The sequence below is a fragment of the Asticcacaulis machinosus genome (assembly GCF_028550435.1).
GTDB classification, from domain to species: Bacteria; Pseudomonadota; Alphaproteobacteria; order Caulobacterales; family Caulobacteraceae; genus Asticcacaulis; species Asticcacaulis machinosus.
Genome location: NZ_JAQQKV010000002.1, coordinates 678,800 through 698,437, shown reverse-complemented (window position 1 = coordinate 698,437; position 19,638 = coordinate 678,800). Strand labels below are relative to the sequence as shown.

The 19,638-nt window shown below is 55.9% G+C and carries 18 protein-coding genes; 13 read left to right on the top strand and 5 right to left on the bottom strand.

Annotation, left to right across the window (positions count from 1 at the left end):
• Positions 1–3 precede the first annotated feature (3 nt).
• Entirely contained in the window at positions 4–708 is a 705-nt protein-coding gene (dnaQ, locus tag PQU98_RS11595; protein ID WP_272745103.1) for a DNA polymerase III subunit epsilon, read from the top strand.
• Positions 709–807: 99 nt separating this feature from the next.
• Here dnaQ and secB read toward each other — a convergent pair whose 3' ends face one another.
• Positions 808–1,320 carry a protein-export chaperone SecB gene (secB, locus tag PQU98_RS11590; protein WP_272745102.1) on the bottom strand — a complete coding sequence of 171 codons (513 nt, stop codon included), beginning with the start codon at positions 1,318–1,320 and terminating at the stop codon, positions 808–810.
• A 238-nt stretch (positions 1,321–1,558) separates the two neighbouring features.
• On the opposite strand from secB, the gene PQU98_RS11585 reads away from it, so the two are divergent.
• Both PQU98_RS11585 and PQU98_RS11580 read left to right on the top strand, forming a co-directional pair.
• Positions 1,559–2,212 carry a Tim44/TimA family putative adaptor protein gene (locus PQU98_RS11585; protein ID WP_272745101.1) on the top strand — a complete coding sequence of 218 codons (654 nt, stop codon included), beginning with the start codon at positions 1,559–1,561 and terminating at the stop codon, positions 2,210–2,212.
• The gene (locus tag PQU98_RS11580) at positions 2,209–3,339 is read left to right on the top strand and encodes an MltA domain-containing protein (RefSeq protein WP_272745100.1); all 1,131 of its coding nucleotides are present in this window, start codon (positions 2,209–2,211) and stop codon (positions 3,337–3,339) included. Before PQU98_RS11585 ends, PQU98_RS11580 begins: the two co-directional genes overlap by 4 nt.
• Before the next feature lie 14 nt (positions 3,340–3,353).
• Here PQU98_RS11580 and PQU98_RS11575 read toward each other — a convergent pair whose 3' ends face one another.
• The 3 genes from PQU98_RS11575 to PQU98_RS11565 all read right to left on the bottom strand — a co-directional run bounded on the left by PQU98_RS11575 (position 3,354) and on the right by PQU98_RS11565 (position 6,044).
• Positions 3,354–3,986 carry a hypothetical protein gene (locus tag PQU98_RS11575; RefSeq protein WP_272745099.1) on the bottom strand — a complete coding sequence of 211 codons (633 nt, stop codon included), beginning with the start codon at positions 3,984–3,986 and terminating at the stop codon, positions 3,354–3,356.
• 13 nt (positions 3,987–3,999) lie between these two features.
• Positions 4,000–4,410 carry an MAPEG family protein gene (locus PQU98_RS11570; RefSeq protein ID WP_272745098.1) on the bottom strand — a complete coding sequence of 137 codons (411 nt, stop codon included), beginning with the start codon at positions 4,408–4,410 and terminating at the stop codon, positions 4,000–4,002.
• A 146-nt stretch (positions 4,411–4,556) separates the two neighbouring features.
• A complete protein-coding gene (locus tag PQU98_RS11565; protein WP_272745097.1) occupies positions 4,557–6,044 on the bottom strand; it encodes a helicase HerA-like domain-containing protein in 1,488 nt (495 codons plus the stop codon).
• Positions 6,045–6,489: 445 nt separating this feature from the next.
• Here PQU98_RS11565 and PQU98_RS11560 point away from each other — a divergent pair, with 445 nt between their 5' ends.
• The 6 genes from PQU98_RS11560 (at position 6,490) to PQU98_RS11535 (ending at position 14,294) form a co-directional block, all read left to right on the top strand.
• Positions 6,490–11,439, top strand: a complete 4,950-nt coding sequence (locus PQU98_RS11560; RefSeq protein WP_272745096.1) for an NAD-glutamate dehydrogenase — start codon at positions 6,490–6,492, stop codon at positions 11,437–11,439.
• On the top strand, positions 11,432–11,899 hold the full coding sequence (locus tag PQU98_RS11555; protein WP_272745095.1) for a universal stress protein: 468 nt from the start codon (positions 11,432–11,434) through the stop codon (positions 11,897–11,899). The genes PQU98_RS11560 and PQU98_RS11555 overlap by 8 nt, the downstream gene beginning before the upstream one ends.
• Positions 11,900–12,063: 164 nt before the next feature.
• Complete coding sequence (locus PQU98_RS11550; protein WP_272745094.1) at positions 12,064–12,633, top strand: NifU family protein; 570 nt, start codon at positions 12,064–12,066, stop codon at positions 12,631–12,633.
• A 1-nt stretch (position 12,634) separates the two neighbouring features.
• Positions 12,635–13,330: a tRNA (adenosine(37)-N6)-threonylcarbamoyltransferase complex dimerization subunit type 1 TsaB gene (tsaB, locus tag PQU98_RS11545; protein ID WP_272745093.1), complete on the top strand. Its 696-nt coding sequence runs from the start codon at positions 12,635–12,637 to the stop codon at positions 13,328–13,330.
• Positions 13,327–13,770, top strand: coding sequence for a GNAT family N-acetyltransferase (locus PQU98_RS11540; RefSeq protein ID WP_272745092.1), 444 nt, complete (start codon positions 13,327–13,329; stop codon positions 13,768–13,770). The genes tsaB and PQU98_RS11540 overlap by 4 nt, the downstream gene beginning before the upstream one ends.
• Positions 13,771–13,874: 104 nt before the next feature.
• On the top strand, positions 13,875–14,294 hold the full coding sequence (locus PQU98_RS11535) for a Fur family transcriptional regulator (protein WP_272745091.1): 420 nt from the start codon (positions 13,875–13,877) through the stop codon (positions 14,292–14,294).
• Here PQU98_RS11535 and PQU98_RS11530 read toward each other — a convergent pair whose 3' ends face one another.
• Positions 14,295–15,710, bottom strand: a complete 1,416-nt coding sequence (locus PQU98_RS11530) for a glycoside hydrolase family 28 protein (protein ID WP_272745090.1) — start codon at positions 15,708–15,710, stop codon at positions 14,295–14,297.
• Between the two features lie 165 nt (positions 15,711–15,875).
• Between PQU98_RS11530 and miaB the strand changes: the two genes are divergently transcribed.
• From miaB to PQU98_RS11510, 4 genes are read left to right on the top strand one after another with little or no spacing between them, the layout of a single operon-like run.
• Complete coding sequence (gene miaB, locus PQU98_RS11525) at positions 15,876–17,267, top strand: tRNA (N6-isopentenyl adenosine(37)-C2)-methylthiotransferase MiaB (protein WP_272745089.1); 1,392 nt, start codon at positions 15,876–15,878, stop codon at positions 17,265–17,267.
• The gene (locus tag PQU98_RS11520; protein WP_272745088.1) at positions 17,264–18,226 is read left to right on the top strand and encodes a PhoH family protein; all 963 of its coding nucleotides are present in this window, start codon (positions 17,264–17,266) and stop codon (positions 18,224–18,226) included. The genes miaB and PQU98_RS11520 overlap by 4 nt, the downstream gene beginning before the upstream one ends.
• The gene (ybeY, locus tag PQU98_RS11515) at positions 18,226–18,711 is read left to right on the top strand and encodes an rRNA maturation RNase YbeY (RefSeq protein ID WP_272745087.1); all 486 of its coding nucleotides are present in this window, start codon (positions 18,226–18,228) and stop codon (positions 18,709–18,711) included. The genes PQU98_RS11520 and ybeY overlap by 1 nt, the downstream gene beginning before the upstream one ends.
• Positions 18,712–18,725: 14 nt before the next feature.
• Complete coding sequence (locus PQU98_RS11510) at positions 18,726–19,631, top strand: hemolysin family protein (RefSeq protein WP_272745086.1); 906 nt, start codon at positions 18,726–18,728, stop codon at positions 19,629–19,631.
• Positions 19,632–19,638: the final 7 nt, after the last annotated feature.

The window sequence follows — 19,638 nt, the reverse complement described above, 5'->3', positions numbered from 1 at the left end:
CCCATGGCCAGAGAAATCGTTTTTGATACCGAAACCACCGGCATTGACCACCGCGGCGGGCACCGCCTGATCGAACTGGGCTGCGTTGAACTCGAAGACCTGCTGCCGACCGGGCGCACCTTTCACCGCTATGTCGATCCTGAGCGCATAATCGAAGCCGATGCCACTCGTATTCACGGCATAACCAACGAAATGGTGGCGGGAAAGCCTAAGTTTTCAGCTATTGCCGATGAGTTTCTGGAGTTTGTGGGCGATAGCCGCATCATTGCCCATAATGCCAGCTTTGACCGTAACTTTATCAATATGGAGCTGGAGCGGATAAATCGTGCGCCTCTGCCATCCACGCAATGGCTGGATACGCTGGAGGTGGCGCGTAATGTCTTTCCCGGCATGGCCAATTCGCTGGATGCCCTGTGTAAGCGCTATAATATCTCTCTGATTGAACGCGATAAACACGGCGCTCTGCTCGATGCCCGTTTGCTGGCCACAGTCTATCTTGAGCTGATGGGCGGCAAGGAGCGCGGCCTTGATCTGGCTATGGCCAGTGACTTTGGTGAGGACGGCGGTAAATTTGTCGCCAAACCTTATGGTGTGCGCGCAAAGCCCTTGCCACCGCGCATTCATCCCGAAGAAGCCGAGGCCCACAAGGCTTTTATCGCCAAATATCTGAAAGATAAGGCGCTCTGGCCCACAGATACCAACTACTAATAAAAAAGCCGCCCCTGATCGAAGAACTGCTTCGAGATCAGAGGCGACCATTTAAATCCACTTAAAAGTACCCGGAGGGCAACTTTTAAGTGACAGACTTTACGCCTGACCGGCGGTTTCACCGATGGAGCCAGCGGCTTTTTGCGACATATAGAGCGTGCCGAAATCGATCGGCTCGACCATAAATGGCGGGAAGAAGCCGCCATCGGCGGTCACATCAGCAATGATGCGGCGCGCAAACGGGAACAGGTAGCGCGGGCATTCGACCAGCAGGGTGGGTTCAACCATGTTTTGCGGGACGTTAGCCAGTTGGAACAGACCGCCATAAACAAGCTCGATATTGAACACCGGGCCTTCGGGGTTAGTGGCCTTGACCGACAGTTTAAGATCAACCTCAAACAGGCCGTCAGGGCGACCCTTGGCGTTCATTTCGACGCCCATATCGACTTCGGGGCGGACATCCATGCGCAGCGACTGTGGTGCGCGCGGATTTTCGAACGAAAAATCGCGGATGAACTGGGCCAGAACCTGCATGTTAGCGGGCAGGGGGGTGAGGCCATCGGCCTGGGCCCCGTTTTGGGTGTTGGCTTCAGGGGCCACGGTATCAGTCATAACAAAACAACTCCGGCTATGGGCGCAAGGGTGCAGCAACCCGCGCTTTAAAGTGATATGCCGAAAAGTGCCAGTATACTTTCCTGGGGTTTTTCGGCAATAATATCACGACAAACAGTGTAAAAACGCTGCTATCACGCAAGAAAACAATAAGCAATCGAACTGGAAGGTTCCGTTTCGTTAAACTTTCCCTATATAGATGGTAAATCACGCACGCAATGTAAGAGAGTTAACAGGGATGTCGGTCGAACTGGTTATATTTGCGGTCATAGCCGTAGTGGTTTTGTTCCAGCTTTATAATGTCTTAGGCCGTCGCGTGGGCTTCAAGGTCGAAGACAAGCCCGCTCCCCGTGTAGGCGAAGACTCTGATGGGCCCGTACGCGTCGAAAAAAAGCCCGAAGCGCCGAAGTTCCCAAATCTGGAGGCGCTTAAGGCCCGCGACCCGCAGTTTAATGAGATTAACTTTATCGAAAAGGCCCGCGAAACCTATGAAGGCGTGGTCGTAGCCTTCACCAAGGGTGATGTCGAGCCGGTGAAGGATCGTCTGGCGGATAATGTCTATAATGTGTTCTCAAAAGCCGTGCAGAACCGCGATCCGTCCGCCCCCAAGGAATCGGTCACCTTTGTCGATGGCCCCAAGGTCGACATGGAACTGATCGATTTCAAGGATGACTTTGCTCATATCCGGGTGCGGTTCCTGTCGGAACTGCTCTATCAGACCGAGACGCTAAAGCCTGCGGAGCCCGCCGTGCCTGAAACTGATGTTCTGCCTGTGCCAGTTGAAGCGAAGAAAACCCACAAGCGCACGGCCGAATACTGGACGTTCCAGAAAAACCTGAAATCCGGCAATAATCCGTGGCTGTTGGCCAAGGTAGAGGCGGCCAAGGCGTGAGGCTAAAGCTATTAACGGGCCTTGCGCTGTCGGCAATGGTGGCGGCGTGCGCGCAAACTCCTAAATCTGTAACACCAACCCCTGTGTCGCCGGTAACACCGCAACCAGCTCCGGTTCCCGAACCGCCTTCGTCCTTTAAGCCCCTGAGCAGCCTGCCCGGATGGGGGCTGTCGGATTCTTTTGTGGCGTTTGAAGCCCTGCGCGGGACATGCGCCTATAAAAAAGGCAGGCATTACAAGGTGGTGTGTGATAAGCTAAGCCACACCGATTTTGCCGATCCTGCTGATATCAAAGCCTTTTTCGAGGTCAATTTCGTCGTTGAAGTCTTGGACGGCGAGGGGTTGCTGACGGCCTATTTCGTGCCGGAATATGAGGCGCTCAGTCTGCCTAATGCTGAATTTTCGCAGCCTGTACGGTTGAAGCCTGCTGATCTGGTGGTCGTGCGTGGTGATCAGATGTTCCCCCCACAGACTGCGACCAAAGTTGCGGCGCGCGTGGTCGATGGCCAGTATGTCCCCTATTACACCCGCGCTGAGATCGAAGCCCAGCCCGCTGATACTCCGCTCTATATGCGGCCCGAAGACTATTTCTTTATGCAGCTTCAGGGGTCGGGCTATCTGGAACTGCCGGATGGGTCTAAGTTTCTGGCCGCCTATGCCGCAGATAATGGTCACCCGTTTGTCGGCATAGCCAAGCCGATGGTCGAACGCGGCATACTGGAAAAAGACAAATCCTCCGGTGATAATATTCGCGCCTGGCTGGCGGCCAATCGCGGACCGGTAGCTCAGGAGACGATGAATCTCAATCCGCGTTATGCGTTTTTCAAGATCGAAGACCCTCATGATCCCTTGGGTGCGGCGGGCGTACCTCTGCCGGGCGGATCAGCGATTGCGGTTGATCCGGCCCATCATCAGTATGGTGATCTGTACTGGATTGATGCCAATGCGGGCGCGTTAAAGGACGCTTTCCCGCAATATCAACGCATGGTGTCAGCCCTCGATACCGGTGGGGCCATTAAGGGTAAAATCCGCGCGGATCTCTATATGGGCCACGGCACCCGCGCCGGCACCGAAGCGGGTCGGGTCAAACATAAGCTTAAGATGTGGCGGATTGTGTCAAGGCCTTAATAGGCATCACCAATCTAGTATGATGCGAAGTCTCCTAGTCTAGGGTGGTTTTCCAACCATTCTTCTGCTAATGCGCGCTGTTGCATAATCTCAGAAAGCATGTGTTCAACCCAAGCTTTATGCTCGTAGCTTAAGCAGAGTGCTTCTGCCTCAGCTAAGTCGGCCAGATCCACTCGTGGGTCGTGGATATAAAAGGCTGGCAGTTCGTGTTGGTTATAGCTGATGTCTGCGATGATCCATTGACACAAAATTTCTCTTGCTTTTTCACACTTGGGATCAAGCTCCAGCGCCCTTCGAATGTGATTTTCAGGCTTATCGCAGTGCAGAAGGCCGAGCCATAGTGGAGGCTCAGGTGATAATGGATTTAAACTCTCCCATTCCCTTATAGTAGGAATGACAAGACGCAGTTTTAGTGGCTGAACCAGAGCTTCTATATCTATTGAGTCAAGTAGCCAAAGCGTGAATCGAAGTCTCTCTTCTAAAGGCCATAAAACCGCATCATTTAAAAAAAGATTCAGGCTTTCTAGCGCCCTCTTGCGAACACCGGCTCCATGTTGTTCTAGGTAATCGGCGAAACCACCCCAACCTTTTTCAGCCTTCGCTTTCTTGGCAAGCTCAAGCATTTTGTCTAGGTCTTCGCCAAACATGATCATTGCAGCCTTAAAAATTCAGCGTCACGCGTACGGTCCGTATCAACATATAGCTCAATATGCCGGTGGCGCACAAAAACACGCAAAAGCGCAAAATGACGATGTTATGCAGGGCCTGTATTAGCGAATGGACAATGCGCAGGCCGACATAGATCCAGGCCAAGGTTATAAACAGGCGATCACCCCAGCCGCTGAGGTGAATGACGCTGCTCAGGGCATAGAACAGCACCGGCTGCTCCAGCAGGTTGGCATAATTATCGGCAGGGTCACGGGCATAGGGCGGCAGTTGGCCTAAAAGCCGCTTATCGCTCAGGCGTTGTGGATCGACTTTGAGCGCAAACAAGGCCGTTATGCGGGCGGCATAAAGCCAAACCAGCATCAGCATCGTCCACGCAATCAGGGCCAGAACCGGGTGCAACATGACCGGTACTATAATCTGAAATTCCTAAGATAACGCCACCGCCCTCAAACAGCGAAGCGTTAGGGCACTAAAACAAGGGGGCAAGCCCCCTTGACCCATTACGAGGAGTCACCCTCCTCCCTGTCGCAAAGCGATGGGTAGGAGATTTACCGCCGCTTGGTTGGCTTCTTCATCGATCCCAACAGCCCGCGCACTAACTCACGCCCAAGGGTAACACCGATGGTGCGGATGACCGAGACCGCAACCGACGTGACGGCTTTTTCGGTCGATGAAGCTTTACGAGCCGGTTCTTTGACGGTGGTTTTGGTGAGGGTGACCGTTTCTTGTTCGACCACTTCGACCTGTTTGCGCTTGGACAAAATCTCAAACGCAGATTCGCGGTCTTTGGCTTCATCATAGACGCCCCCGACCGGAGACTTGGCAAACACAGCCTGACGTTCAGCCTCCGTGGCCGCCCCCAAACGCGAGGCCGGAGGGCGGATCAGGGCGTGGGCGGTTACCGTCGGGCGGCCTTTTTCATCCAGCAGCGACACCAGCGCCTCACCGACGCCTAAGCCTTGAATGGTCTCAATGGTATCAAACTCCGGATTGGCACGGAACGAATTGGCAGCCGCTTTCAGGCCCTTTTGCTCGGACGGGGTATAGGCGCGCAGGGCGTGCTGAATGCGGTTGCCAAGCTGAGCCAAAACCGAATCCGGCACATCGGCGGGATTTTGCGTGACGAAATAGATGCCGACCCCTTTGGAGCGGATCAGGCGCACGACCTGCTCAATCTTTTCCAGCAGGGACTTGGGCGCTTCGTTGAACAACAGGTGGGCTTCGTCGAAGAAAAACACCATGCGCGGCTTTTCGGGATCGCCGATTTCAGGCAACTCCTCAAACAGTTCCGACAACAGCCACAGCAGAAACGTCGAATAGAGGCGGGGTGAGCCGATCAGTTTGTCCGCACACAGAATATTGATGTAGCCCTTGCCCGATAAATCCGTGCGCATCAGGTCTTCCAGCCGCAGCGCCGGTTCGCCAAAGAATTTCGTACCCCCTTGGGTTTCCAGTGTCAGCAACTGACGCTGAATGGCGCCGATTGAGGTCGCTGATACCTGACCGTAGGTGGCGGAAATCTCTTTGGCATTCTCAGCCACATGGTTGAGCAGGGCGCGCAGATCGGCCAGATCGAGCAGCAGCAGCCCTTCCTTGTCGGCCACGTGGAAGGCGATGTTCAAAACCCCTTCCTGCACATCGTTCAGTTCAAACAGGCGCGATAACAAAAGCGGCCCCATCTCGGAAATCGTCGCCCGGATCGGGTGGCCTTTTTCACCGAAGATATCCCAGAAAATGACGGGTGCGGCCTTGGGCGCCAGATCAAGATTCATCAGTTTGGCGCGCTCAAGCAGCTTTTCGTTAGGGCTGCCGGCGACGGCGACACCCGACAGATCGCCTTTAATGTCAGCGGCGAAGACCGGCACACCGGCATCGGAAAAAGCTTGCGCCAGAATTTGCAGGGTCACAGTCTTGCCCGTACCCGTAGCGCCCGCCACAATACCGTGGCGGTTGGCGCGATTGAAAAGAAGGGTTTGGGCACCGCCAGAGGTCGGCGACTGTGAATATCCGACCAGAACGCCAGTTGTGTCCGCCATGATCCTTAACCCTTCACGTTTTTGTGCAATATCGCGCCTGCAAACCCTATGGCCTTAAGGGGGTGATATTCAAGATAATTTTAGGATTATCGCGGTTTTTTGGGTGGCGGGACTCACACAACTGTGATGCGAGCCAATATGGTGCAATTCCCCTTTTGTGGTACCCTTTCATCATAAGCTTTTCGTCCCCCGAAAGGCTTTGATGATCGCCCTGACGACTTCCCCCTTAAGCTTGGGCGATCTTAAATTTGAAGGCCCCTTTCCCCCATAGAGGCGCTTTCAAACAAGCCGTCAGCTCTGAATAAGGGCTGGCGGCTTTTCATTTTGATAGACTGGCCGGAGATTGTTTTGTTAAGCAAATTGGCTCATCATCCCGCCCCAAACGCCGTGATCTTACAAAGACAACCGGCCGCTCAGGCCGGGCCAGATAAGGGTAGATGAGCCTATGGACGACAATACGCCCCGCCTTCAGGACGCCGCAAAACTTAATACCCCTAATCTTAAGACTCTGGCGGACAGTTTTGCCAAGGCGCTGGAAATGACGGGTGCTGACGATTTATCGCCCGCACAGTTGAGTTTTATCCGCCAGATTATCGAAGATTATGAACCGGAAGAATTGCCGGATATAGCGCTGAGCGATCTCGGTCGCGTCATCGCTGATTTCTGGGCGCTGGGCAATGTTCGCCTGGGCGGCAATCAGGTGGTTAAGTCTTTGACACCCTCCCCTGCGGGCCCAGGCCGTTCGCATGTCTACGATATATTGAGCATTATCCAATCCGATGCCCCGTTTATAGTCGAAAGCCTGATGGGGGAACTGATCGATCAGGGCGTATCTATCCGTTCCATGTTCCATCCCGTTGTATCCGTAGGCCGTGACAGCGAGGGCCGGCGCAGTGATGACGGCGCCTCCAAAGAATCCATGATCATGGTGTTCATTGAGCGCCAGCCGGTTGAGGTACACGTCCGTATTCTGGAGGGGGTCGAAAAAACGTTAAATGACCTGCGTCTGGCGGTACTCGATTTTCCGCGTATGCTGAAACTGCTGGCGCAGGAAATCAGCGCGCTCGAAGCGCTCAAAACCCATCAGACACTGACCCTTGATCCGGCGACACTGGAGGAAAATCTGGCCTTCCTGCGCTGGGTTCAGAACAACCATTTTGTGTTTCTGGGTGCCAAAGGCTATGTCTATCCGCGTGATGCCGACGGCGGCTATACGCAGGAAGGGCCGCTTAACCTGCTTCAGGATGGTTACGGCATATTGCGCGATGCGGATCGCCCGATCCTGCGCCGATCATCTGAGCCTGCGGTGCTCAACGCGCAAATCCTCAATCAGCTTGAAAACTCAGAGCCGGTAACGGTCGCAAAGGCCAATATCAAAGCCCGCGTCCACCGGCGGGTTTACATGGACTATATCGGCATCAAGCGTTACGGCGCGGATGGCCAGCCGTCGGGTGAAATTCGCTTTGTCGGGTTGTTTACATCCGAAGCCTATGACCGTCCGGCGTTTGAGGTGCCGCTGATCCGCAAGAAGGCAGACTATGTCTTAAGTGAATCCAAGGTCATCGGGTTCAATAATGGCGGCTATGCCGATAAGCGCCTGAGAAACATTATCGAGACTTATCCGCGCGATGAACTGTTCCAGATGGAAGCCGCCGATTTGCTGCGCATTGCACGCGGCATATTGCATCTGTCTGATCGGCCCAGAGTGCGGGTCTTTACCCGCACCGACCCGTTTGATCGATTTATTTCCGTATTGGTCTATATTCCGCGCGAACTCTATCAGGTGTCGCTGCATGGCCGCATAGGCGCGCGTCTGGCGGATGCCTTTATGGGTCGGGTGTCAGCGGTCTATCCGTATGTAGCTGATACTCTTCTGTCGTGTCTGCATTACATTATAGGTGTAAATCCCGGCGATCATTTCGACCCATCGGTGGCCGATCTGGAATCGGATATTGAAAACCTGACGCGGGCCTGGCCACAAAAGGTCGAGGCCCTGATCCATGAGGGCGATCCCCAGACTATACTGGGTCTTGAGGCGTTTCCCGGTGACATCCGCTGGCACAGTTGGGCACGGGCCTTACCGGCGGGCTATCAGGAACGCTATGACGCCTATGAAGCGGTCAAAGATATCTGGTATTTGTCGCGGCTGGAGGCGCCATCGCCGCTCAATTTGCGCGCCTATCAGCGGCTGGAGGATTCGGAAACCCAGTTTGCGTTTAAGCTCTATCAGCGCGCCCGCACCCCGATCGCTTTGGCCGATATTTTGCCGATCCTCGACAATATGGGCCTGAAAACCCTTGAGGAAGACGGTAGCGAAATCATCGTGGGTGACGGTGATGGCAAAACCTATTTCTGGGTGCGCGAATTTATTGTCCACTCACCGACCAGGATCAGCGATTTTGCCGGGTTCAAACAGCGCTTTGAGCAGGGCGCGCTGGCCCTGTGGCAGGGGCTGACCGAAAACGACGGCTTTAACGCCCTTCTGGTCACCGGTGCGGACTGGCGCCAGACGGCTTTGCTGCGGGCTTTGTGCCTCTATCGTCAGCAATCGGGCCTTGATCCCTCGCAAGACGTGCAGCAGCAAGCCCTGCGCGAAAACCGTGACGTGACCGAAGCCCTGTGGCGCTATTTTGAGCTGAAATTTGCCCCAGATGGCGGCGGTGATGTCGCGATCCGTCAGAGCGAGGTTGGGGCGGCTAAAACGAAGATCGATACCCTATTACAGGCCGTGTCCAATTTCGAGCAGGATCGCGTGCTGCGCCGCCTGGCGGCCCTGATCGGGGCGATGGTGCGCACCAACTATTATCAGACCGATGGCGATGGCCAGCCGAAAACCTATATCTCATTTAAAATCAAAAGCCGTGACCTGATCGACCTGCCTGAACCCAAGCCGTTCCGTGAAATCTTTGTCTGGTCGCCGGATGTCAATGGCGTGCATCTGCGTTTCGGGCCGGTGGCGCGCGGTGGCCTGCGCTGGTCTGACCGTAAGGATGATTTCCGCACCGAGGTCTTGGGCCTCGTCAAGGCGCAGCAGGTCAAGAACGCGGTCATCGTGCCGGTGGGATCGAAGGGCGGGTTCTATCCCAAATCCTTGCCCAAAGGCGGTACGCCTGACGCTGTCCGTAACGAAGCCATCCGCGCCTATAAAACCTTCCTGTCGGGCCTTCTTGATCTGACCGACAATATCGGACCAAAGGGTGAGATTGTGCATCCGGTTGCGGTCGTCATGTGGGATGAGCCTGACCCCTATCTGGTGGTTGCGGCCGATAAGGGCACGGCGACCTTTTCCGATATCGCCAATGGCGTTTCGGCCGATTACGGTTTCTGGCTGGGCGATGCCTTTGCGTCGGGCGGCAGTGTCGGCTACGACCACAAGGCGATGGGCATAACTGCGCGCGGGGCGTGGGAGGCGGTTAAGCGTCACTTCCGCGAACGGGGCAAGGATATCCAGTCCGAGCCCTTTACCGTCGTCGGGGTGGGCGACATGTCGGGCGATGTGTTTGGCAATGGCCTTTTGCTGTCGCGCCAGACCAAGCTGGTCGCAGCCTTTGATCACCGCGATATTTTCATCGACCCGAACCCGGATGCGGCGGCCTCCTTCACAGAGCGTGAGCGGCTGTTTGCCCTGCCGCGCTCAAGCTGGCAGGACTATGATAAATCGCTGATTTCAAAGGGCGGCGGTGTCTTTTCGCGCGGCCTGAAGTCGATCGACCTGACACCGGAGATCAAGGCCCTGCTGGGGATCGAGGCCGATGCGGTCTCCCCGTTCGATCTGATGCAGGCCATCCTTAAGGCCGAGGCCGAACTGCTCTATTTCGGCGGCATCGGCACCTATATCAAAGCCCCGGCCCAGAGCCATCTTGAGGTCGGCGACAAGGCCAATGACGCCATTCGCATCGATGCCACCGATCTGCGCGTCAAGGTGATCGGTGAGGGCGCCAACCTTGGCATGACCCAGGCCGGACGGATCGCGGCGGCGCAAAACGGTGTGCGGCTCAATACCGACGCCATCGATAATTCCGCCGGCGTCGATTGCTCCGACCATGAGGTTAATATCAAGATCTTGCTCGGCTCTCTGGTCACGAATGGCCGGTTGACCATGCCGGAGCGTGATGCGCTGCTGGCCTCCATGACCGATGATGTGGCCAGCCATGTGTTGCAGCATAATTACCGTCAGACCTTGACCCTGACCTTGCAGGAAGCCAGCGCCTATGGCGATAATGGTGCGGCTCAGATGTTTATGTCGGGGTTAGAGGCGCGCGGGAAACTGGATCGCAAGGTCGAGGGCCTGCCGTCCAATGCCGTGCTCGAAGCCCGTAAAGCCCAAAATCAGGGGCTTTTCCGGCCGGAACTGGCGGTGACCACAGCCTATGCCAAGATCGTGCTGTTTGACGATATCGTGGCGTCATCAGCACCAGATGACGCGGCCTTTGAGCGGATGTTGATCGATTATTTCCCGACCGCTCTGCATGGCTATGTCACAGAGATCAACGAACACCGGCTGAAACGGGAAATCATCGCAACTGTTCTGGCCAACGATATCGTCAATATGACGGGCGCCAGCTTCCCGGCGCGGTTAATGAAATCCGCCGGTGTTGATGCGCGCGCCTTTGTGCTGGCGTTTGAGGCGGCGCGGCGGCTGTTTGGCCTTAATGCCCTGTGGGATCAGGTGTCGGCGCGGGATAATATCATCCCGGCGGCGGCCCAGACGGCACTTTATCAGGAAATCGCCCTGTTCCTGCGCCGTCAGACCTACTGGCTGGCGCGGCGGTTCGGTATGGAAGGCAAGACGGTTGATGAGCTGGTCTCAGACTATCAGGCCGGTGTCACTGAATTGCTGGCCCACGGGCCTGATCTGATCAGTGTTTACGATAGCGGCAATGTCACGCGCCGGCTTGAGCGGCTGAAAGCGGCGGGTGCGGATGAAGCCTTGGCTGACCGCATCGCCTATCTGCGCTCATTCACCAGCGCTACGGATATTATCGATCTGGCGGTAAAGCACGGCTTTGATCTTAAGGCCGTAGCGCGGCTCTATTATCTGGCCGGTGAGCGGTTCGGCTTTGATAGACTGCGGGCCGGAGCGAATGAGTTGTTCAGCGCTGATCCGTGGGATCGCATGGCCCTGCGCCGTCTGACCGAAGATCTGCTGGCGGAACACAAAAGCGTTGTCGCGGCGGTTTTGTCGGGCGTCACAAATCTTACCGATCCGGCGGGGCAACTGAGCGACTGGGCCGAGGCCAACAAAGCCCTTAGCGATCCGGCCCGTCAGGTGATAGAAGATATAGAACAATCCACCCAAGGTGCCGAAGCGTCGTGGACCTTTGCCAAGCTGACGATTGTCAATGCGGTGCTCAGGGAGTGGGTCAACAGGTTGCAGGAAGCCCAGAGTGCGTAAGTTTTTGATCATTGCCGACGATTCCCCTGAATTTCAGGCGGCCCTGACCTATGCCTGCGGGCGAGCCAGGGCGACGAAAGGGGTCGTGACTCTGCTGCGGGTTTTGCCGGAAACCGATTATACCCAATGGGCCGGTGTGCGCGATGAGATCGAACGTGAACAGCGCGCCGACGCCGAAAGCCTGTTGTCGAAGCTGGCTGATATTGCTGCCGTCAAATCCGGCCATCCGGCGGAGATTATCATCAAGACCGGTGCGGTGCGTGAGGCCATAAAAGCTCTGATTTCCGAGGACCGCAGCCTGAAGATTCTGGTGCTGGCCTCGGCATCAGGTCGTGATCCGGGGCCGCTGATTTCCAGCCTGATGCGCGATGGGGTGGCCAGCCTCGGTGGGGCGCGGCCGATACCGATCACCATCGTGCCGGGCGATCTGGATGAGGCGGCGATTCTCGATCTGGTCTGATGGGGCTTGTTTTTCGGAAGCTTTAGGGCCATGTGAGGCGTTACAGTCCTAGAGCCAATTTCTATCTGATTGCATCAGATGAAATGCTCTGGATTTTTAGCGGTCGCTCTTTTTGATCCATCAAATGATTCCATTTGATGGAAAAACGCTCTAGGAATACACCTATGTTTATTCAGACCGAAGCCACACCTAATCCTGACGTGATCAAGTTTATCCCCGGCCGTGAGGTCTTGGCGGGCGGCTCGCTTGATCTGCGCACTGAGAGCGAGGCGGAAAAGTCACCGCTGGCGCTTAGCCTGTTTCAGATTGATGGCGTGTCCGGCGTCTATTTCGGCCATGACTTTCTGACCGTGCGCCGCGATCCTGAGGCTGGCTTGATCTGGGCGCAGATCAAAGCGCCGATTCTGGCCGCGATCATGGATTTCTACACATCGGGCAAGCCGATCCTGAATGAGGCCGAGGCTGCTAAAGAAGAAACCGTCTATGACGGCGAGCTGGGGCAGATTGTGGCCGAGATCAAGGAACTGCTGGAAACGCGCGTGCGTCCGGCGGTGGCGCAAGACGGCGGGGATATCGAGTTTGACCGCTTTGATGTCGACAGCGGCACCCTGTGGCTACACATGCGCGGGGCCTGTTCGGGCTGCCCGTCATCATCGGCAACCCTGAAACAGGGCGTTGAATCGCTGATGAAGCACTATGTTCCGGAAGTAAAGCACGTGGAGTCGGTGCTCTAAGGTGCTGGGGCTGGTTATTGATACCTCAGTAGGCGCGTGTACTGTCGGCCTCTACGAAAATGGCCCGAATGGCCTGACGTGCCTTTATGATGATACCGCATTAATGAGTCGCGGCCATCAGGAGCATATCGGCCCACAAATCTGGAATTGTTTCCATAAAACGGGAATTAATACAAAGGCGCTGAATTTTGTCGGTGTAACGCTGGGGCCGGGCTCGTTTACGGGGTTGCGGGTCGGTTTGTCTTTTGCCAAAGGTCTGGCGGAAGGGGCGGGTGTGCCTTTGCGTGGTTTTTCAACCTTAGAGGCGATGGCGGCGTTTAGGGGGCTGGAGAACGCACGGCGTCTGGTGGTGATCGAGGCCGGACGTGGTCAGGTCTATGTGCAGGCCTTTGCCGGTATGGCCGCAATCACTTCGCCTATGGCATTGAATATTAATGACAATGAGTCTTTGCGGGCCTATGCGGATACCCTGTCTGACGTGGCGGTTGTGACCGGCAGTGGTTGCGACCACGTCCGGTCATACTGGCCTCAGGCCGCAGTCATACCGCAGATTTCCCCCTCTCCGGCAGCTATGGCGCGTCTGGTTTTCGATGGCCGTGACCGCTCGGATGTCAAGCCGGTCTATATTCGCGAACCTGATGCCAAGGTGTCCGACAAACGCATTGTGCGCTTCGATACGGAGCCTCCGGTGACATGATTATCGAAAATATTAGTCATTACGATCCTGATATTTCTATAATTCACGAACAAAACTTTGATTTTGGCTGGAAAGATTCTGAATTTATAGAAATATTGGCCAAAAATACAACCTTGGCCAAATACGTAAAAATAAATGATAAAATCCAGTCATTTGTGTTCTTGTCGTATATTTCTCAAGAAGCAGAAATATTAACACTGGCGACGCGGTCTGACTTGCAAAATCGTGGTATGGCCACGGCCCTGCTTACGGCGGTAATTGACGAGCTTAAAGGCCTTGGCGGCGAGAGTATCTTCCTCGAAGTCGCCGTCGACAATCCGGCGGCACTGTCGCTCTATAAAAAACTGGGGTTTGAGCGGGTGGGTTTGCGCAAATCCTATTACAGCCGCCGTATCGGCCCGCCGGTCGATGGTCATGTGCTGAGACTGAATTTGGCGTGACGCCTGCGACATTCTGTCTTGCACTTGCGGTCATCAATCCTTAAACCTGTCATTACCGCGTCGAAACCGGTTGGAATAAAGCTAAATACGGGAGCGTCATCCTCATGGATCGTATCGAAAAGCAGTGCATTGAAAAAGGCATGCGCATGACCGATCAGCGTCGCATCGTGGCGCGTGTCCTGTCTCAGGCGACCGACCATCCCGACGTTGAGGAGCTTTACCGCCGCGCGGCTGCCCTTGATCCGCACATCTCGCTGGCGACCGTATATCGCACCGTGCGCCTGTTTGAAGAAGCCGGTGTGGTCGAACGCCATGACTTTGGCGATGGCCGCTCACGCTATGAACAGGCCGGCGACGATCACCACGATCACCTGATCAACATCAAGACCGGTCAGGTCATTGAGTTTTTCGATCAGGAAATCGAGTCCTTAAAAGAAGCGCTCGCCAAAAAACTGGGCTTTAAGCTGGTCGGCCACAAGCTGGAACTGTACGGCGTGCCGCTTGATGAAGACACTAAGGCCTAGTCAGCTATTTACAAACCCTTCGACATTTTTGGTCACGACCGGCGCGCCTGTTAAGGTCTGTGCCGTCACACCCCGCAGGCTGACGTTTTTCACCGGCATTTCGGCCTCGGCTGAGATGGCACACAGGTGTTTGGCTTCACCCACGGCGATGTTTGACACATGCAGGCCCTCGATCGGGGTCAGTTTGCGCACATAGGTCGGCAAAAGGGTGCGCCACTGATAGAGCACATCGGTCTCAACGGCCAGAATACTGCCCTTGATGGTGGTGGCGCTGACGTTTGACATGTGGATGTTCTTCACAAAGCCACCGCGCCGTTCATTGGTTTTGACGAACAGCAGATTGTTGATCGGCACCGCCCAGCCGTCCTCACCCTTGCCGTCGCCGATGAAGTGGCAATTATCGACAAAGACGTTTTCGATGCCGCCTGATAATTCGCTGCCGATGGCCATGAGTTGGTGGCCGTTTCTGATCCGGCAGTTACGCACGACGATGTTTTTTGCAGGCGTATTCAGCCGCCAGGCGTCCATATCACGGCCCGACTTGACCGAGACGGCATCATCGCCTTGGTCGAACAGGCAGTCCTCGATCAGCACATTCTGGCTCATTTCCGGATCAACGCCGTCGTTGTTGTGGCCGTGAGCGCGGATTTTGACGCGGCGGATGACGACATCGCGGCACAGCAGAGGATGGATCGTCCAGAACGGGCTGTCCTCAACGGAGATATCTTCGATCAGGACGTTGCGGCAGCGGTTGAACTGCACAAAATGCGGCCGCAGATTATTGTCGCCAACCGCCATGTTGCGCTCAGCCACCGGCACATTGTGATAGGCCATGTTGTAGAGTGCCACCAGCGCGTCCATGTGCGGCTTGAGGCGCTTATACCAAAGCTGCCAGACATCGAGTTTGGCTTTCAGCTTGCCCTCGCCGGTAATGGCGACATTTTCGCACTCAAAAGCGTAGACCAGCGGCGAATAGTTGAAACACTCGATCCCCTCCCATGAGGTCTGCACGGCAGGCAGATAGTCTTCGGGTTTTTCGGAAAACAGCAGAACCGCGCCTTTAGCCAGATACAGATTAACATGGCTTTTGAAATGGATCGGCCCGGTCGGCCATGTGCCTTCGGGGATAACCACCGTGCCGGAACCGGCAGCATGGGCGGCATCTATGGCTTTGGCGATGGCGGCGGAGGTGGCGGTCTGGTCACCTTGCGAGGCACCAAAATCGGTGATCACAAAACGCTGCGCACCCGTAAAATCCGGCACGGTGATCGACGGCATATCAAACGGAACGGTGACCGAGACCTGTTTGGCGGACAGGCTGCGGGGCCATCCGGCGCACGCCCCCAGCAACGGGACGGCAAATCCCGCATACAAAACCGAACGGCGTGACAGAGGGGCGGCTAGGGCATTCGTCATGGGCGGCATTTCCTCAGTATTATTGTTTTCATCCAATTATCATACAAAATGATCAACAACAATCAGTATTGAGCAATTGGCGTTCATGGGAATCGTGGCGGGCTTGTGGATAAAATCCTGTCTTCTCTCTTGAAAAAAAAGGCCCAAACGCTCATAAGCTGCGGCATGAGTGAAACCGCATCTCCCGAACCGTCCGCTGTTCAAACGACGGGCCAAAAGCGCCTGCATATCAAAACCTACGGCTGTCAGATGAACGTCTATGACAGTGAGCGCATGGCCGATGTCCTGCGCCCGCTGGGCTATGTCATGTCTGACGCCCCCGAAGACGCTGATCTGGTGCTGCTGAACACCTGCCATATCCGTGAAAAAGCCGCCGAAAAGGTCTATTCTGAGATTGGCCGTCTTAAGGAAATGCGCGAAGATAAAGAGGCGCGTGGCGGCGGACGCATGACCATTGCTGTGGCCGGATGCGTGGCTCAGGCCGAAGGGGCCGAGATCATGAACCGGGCGCCGGCGGTTGATCTGGTGGTCGGGCCGCAGGCCTATCATCAGTTGCCGGAGCTTATTGCCCGCACGACCCGCGCGCGTGGTGAGCGCCTGCTGGCTGATTTTGCTGCCGATGAGAAATTCGATAAGTTGCCCGCCAACCGCGAAGTTTCAGGGCCGACCGCGTTCCTGACGGTGCAGGAAGGCTGCGACAAGTTCTGTACCTTCTGCGTGGTGCCCTATACGCGCGGCGCGGAATGGTCGCGTCCGGTGGCGCAGATTATGGACGAAGCGCGCCGTTTGGCCGATAAGGGCGTGCGCGAAGTCACCCTGCTGGGCCAGAACGTCAATGCCTTTAACGGCGCGGACGCAAGCGGTGCGGAATCGACCCTGTCGCGTCTGGTGGAAGAGCTGGCGGGTATCCGCGGTCTGGATCGCATCCGCTATACGACCAGCCACCCGAACGATATGGGCGATGATCTGATCCAGGCTCATGCCAACATTCCGCAGTTGATGCCATACCTGCATCTGCCGGTGCAATCGGGTTCGAACAAGATCCTGCGCGCTATGAACCGCAAGCATACGCGCGAAAGCTATATCGAGCTGATCGCCCGCATTAAGGCGGCCAATCCGCAGATCGCCATGTCCGGTGATTTCATCGTCGGCTTCCCCGGTGAGACCGATAAGGATTTTGAGGACACCATGGATCTGATCCGTCAGGTCGAATATGCCTCGGCGTTCTCGTTTAAATACTCAAAGCGGCCGGGGACACCTGCCGCCGCCATGCCGGGTCAGGTTGACGAAAGGAAAGCTGATGAACGCCTCAAGGCGCTGCAGGCCCTGATCATCGAGCAGCAGCAGGCCTTTAAGGCCGGTCTTGTGGGCCGCACCATTGACGTGCTGTTTGATAAGCGCGGCCGCCATAATGAACAGGGCATTGGCCGCTCGCCGTGGCTGCACTCAGTCTTTGCTGAAGACGCCGCCCACCTGATCGGACAGATCGTCCCGGTCAAAATTGTCGCTCTGGGCAACAACAGTTTGCAGGGCGAACTTATAAGAGAGATGGCTTGAGCACTGTAACTGACGACTTTATCGAACTGAGCGAAGACGGGGTTCTGGCTCTGACCGGCCCGAATGAACGCTATCTGGCCCTGATCGAAGGGGCCTATAATGTGCTGGTTGAAACCCCAGGTGGCGGGCTGATGATCACCGGCGATGTGGCAGGCCGTCAGAAGGCCAAAGCCATATTTGCAGCCCTTAAAAAACGCTTTGATAAGGGGCTGGATATCTCTGAGGCCGATGTGCGGCTACTGATCCAGAATCCGTTGGGTAAGACCCCCGCCTGGGCGGATCATCACTCAAACTCCCATGTGGTTGTCATGGGCCGCAAGGGTGCTGTCGTGCCCAAGACCGAAGGGCAGGCCAACTATTTTCAGCAGCTTTTGACCAAATCGCTGGTGTTTGGCCTTGGGCCGGCAGGGTCGGGCAAGACCTTTCTGGCGGTGGCGCACGGCACACAATTGCTGATGAAGGGCGCGGTGGACCGTCTGGTGATCGCGCGTCCTGCCGTTGAAGCCGGTGAGAAGCTGGGGTTCCTGCCCGGTGACCTCAATGAAAAAGTCGATCCCTATATGATGCCGATCTGGCAGGCGCTGGATGATATTCTGGGGGCGGATGGTTTGCGTAAGCGCCGTGAACGCAATGAAATTGAGGTGGCCCCTCTGGCCTATATGCGTGGGCGCACACTTTCAAACGCCTATGTCATTATCGATGAAGCGCAGAACACCACTAAGCAGCAGATGAAGATGGTGCTGACCCGTCTGGGCGAAGGCTCAAAGATGGTGGTGACGGGTGATCCGTCACAGGTTGATCTGCCCAATGCCCGTGAATCCGGTCTGGCCCATGCGGTGGCTCTTTTGGGGCGGCTGGAGGGGGTCGGCGTGTCGCGCCTGACCGCCGATGACGTGGTGCGGCATGAACTGGTGGCGCGGATTGTGCGCGCCTATGATAACGAATTTAAGGAATCCTGATGGAGAACCAAGTTCTGGTTGATATTGAGGTTGAGCATGATGACTGGCTCGACGTCCTGCCTAATGCGCCGTACCTGATCCAGACGGCGATCGAGGCGACTTTTGCCCATCTGGAAACCAGCCAACAGGCCGATATTGTCGTGCTTTTGACTGACGATGCCGAGATGAAGGACCTTAACAAACAGTACCGTCAGAAGAATGCACCGACCAATGTGCTGTCATTTCCGGCGCCTAAGATCGCAGGGGTTACCGACATCGCCCATCTGGGGGACATGGCGCTGGGGCTTGAGACCTGCGTGCGCGAAGCTAAGGAGCAGAATAAGACTCTGGCTAACCATGTCACACATCTCAGTATACACGGCGCGCTGCATCTATTAGGCTATGATCATATGGTTGAGGCCGAGGCACAGGAGATGGAAGATCTTGAACGCGAAGTCCTCAAAAGCCTGAATATTGCCGATCCCTATTTGACAGATGAGACCTGATATCCCTTAACATCATGCCCAGCTCCGACGACCCGGCGAGTCAATCGTCACAGATAGCCTCAAAAAAATCCATCCTGTCCCTGTTTGGCTGGGGCAAGCCCGCCGCTGAGGACGTCGACGCGGACCCCCTCAGTCTGGCTAAGGATGTCGCCGCCGATCTCATCAATCACGCCCGTGAATTTCAGACCCTGCGCGTGGCCGACGTTATGACCCCGCGCGCGGATATTGTGGCAGCGGATGTGTCATGTACCCTGGCAGACGTTGTAAAAATCTGCATTGAGAGCGAACATTCGCGCCTGCCGATCTTTCGCGAAACCCTTGATGATCCGATCGGGGTGTTGCACATCAAAGATCTGCTCAAGGTGCTGTCGCCGGAAACGGTCGATGGATCAGGGCCGAACTGGGCCGAGCCGATACTGCACCGACTGAGACGGGATGTGCTCTATGTGCCGGTGTCGATGAAGGCCCATGAACTGCTGCTGCGGATGCAGACTGAACGCACGCACATGGCGATGGTCATTGATGAGTTTGGCGGCACGGACGGTCTGGTGACGATGGAAGACCTGATCGAAGCGGTGGTCGGTGACATTGACGATGAATATGATGATGACGCCGCCCTTGATATTATCGAACATGGGGCGGGCGTGATTGAGGCCGATGGCCGGGTTGAGCTTAAAACCCTTGAGGAGCGGCTGAATCTTACGCTTTACCCCGAAGACACCGAAGAAGAGGTCGATACTCTGGGGGGGCTGGTCGCTGTTCTGGCGGGGCGGGTGCCGCGCCGGGGTGAGGTTGTGCGTCATAAATCTGCCGGCTTTGATATTGAAGTCATGGATGCCGATACCCGCCGGATCAAGCGCCTGCGTCTGCATCCGCTGACTGAGGCGCAAATGTCCGAAGACACAGACAAAGACGAATAAGGGCGCC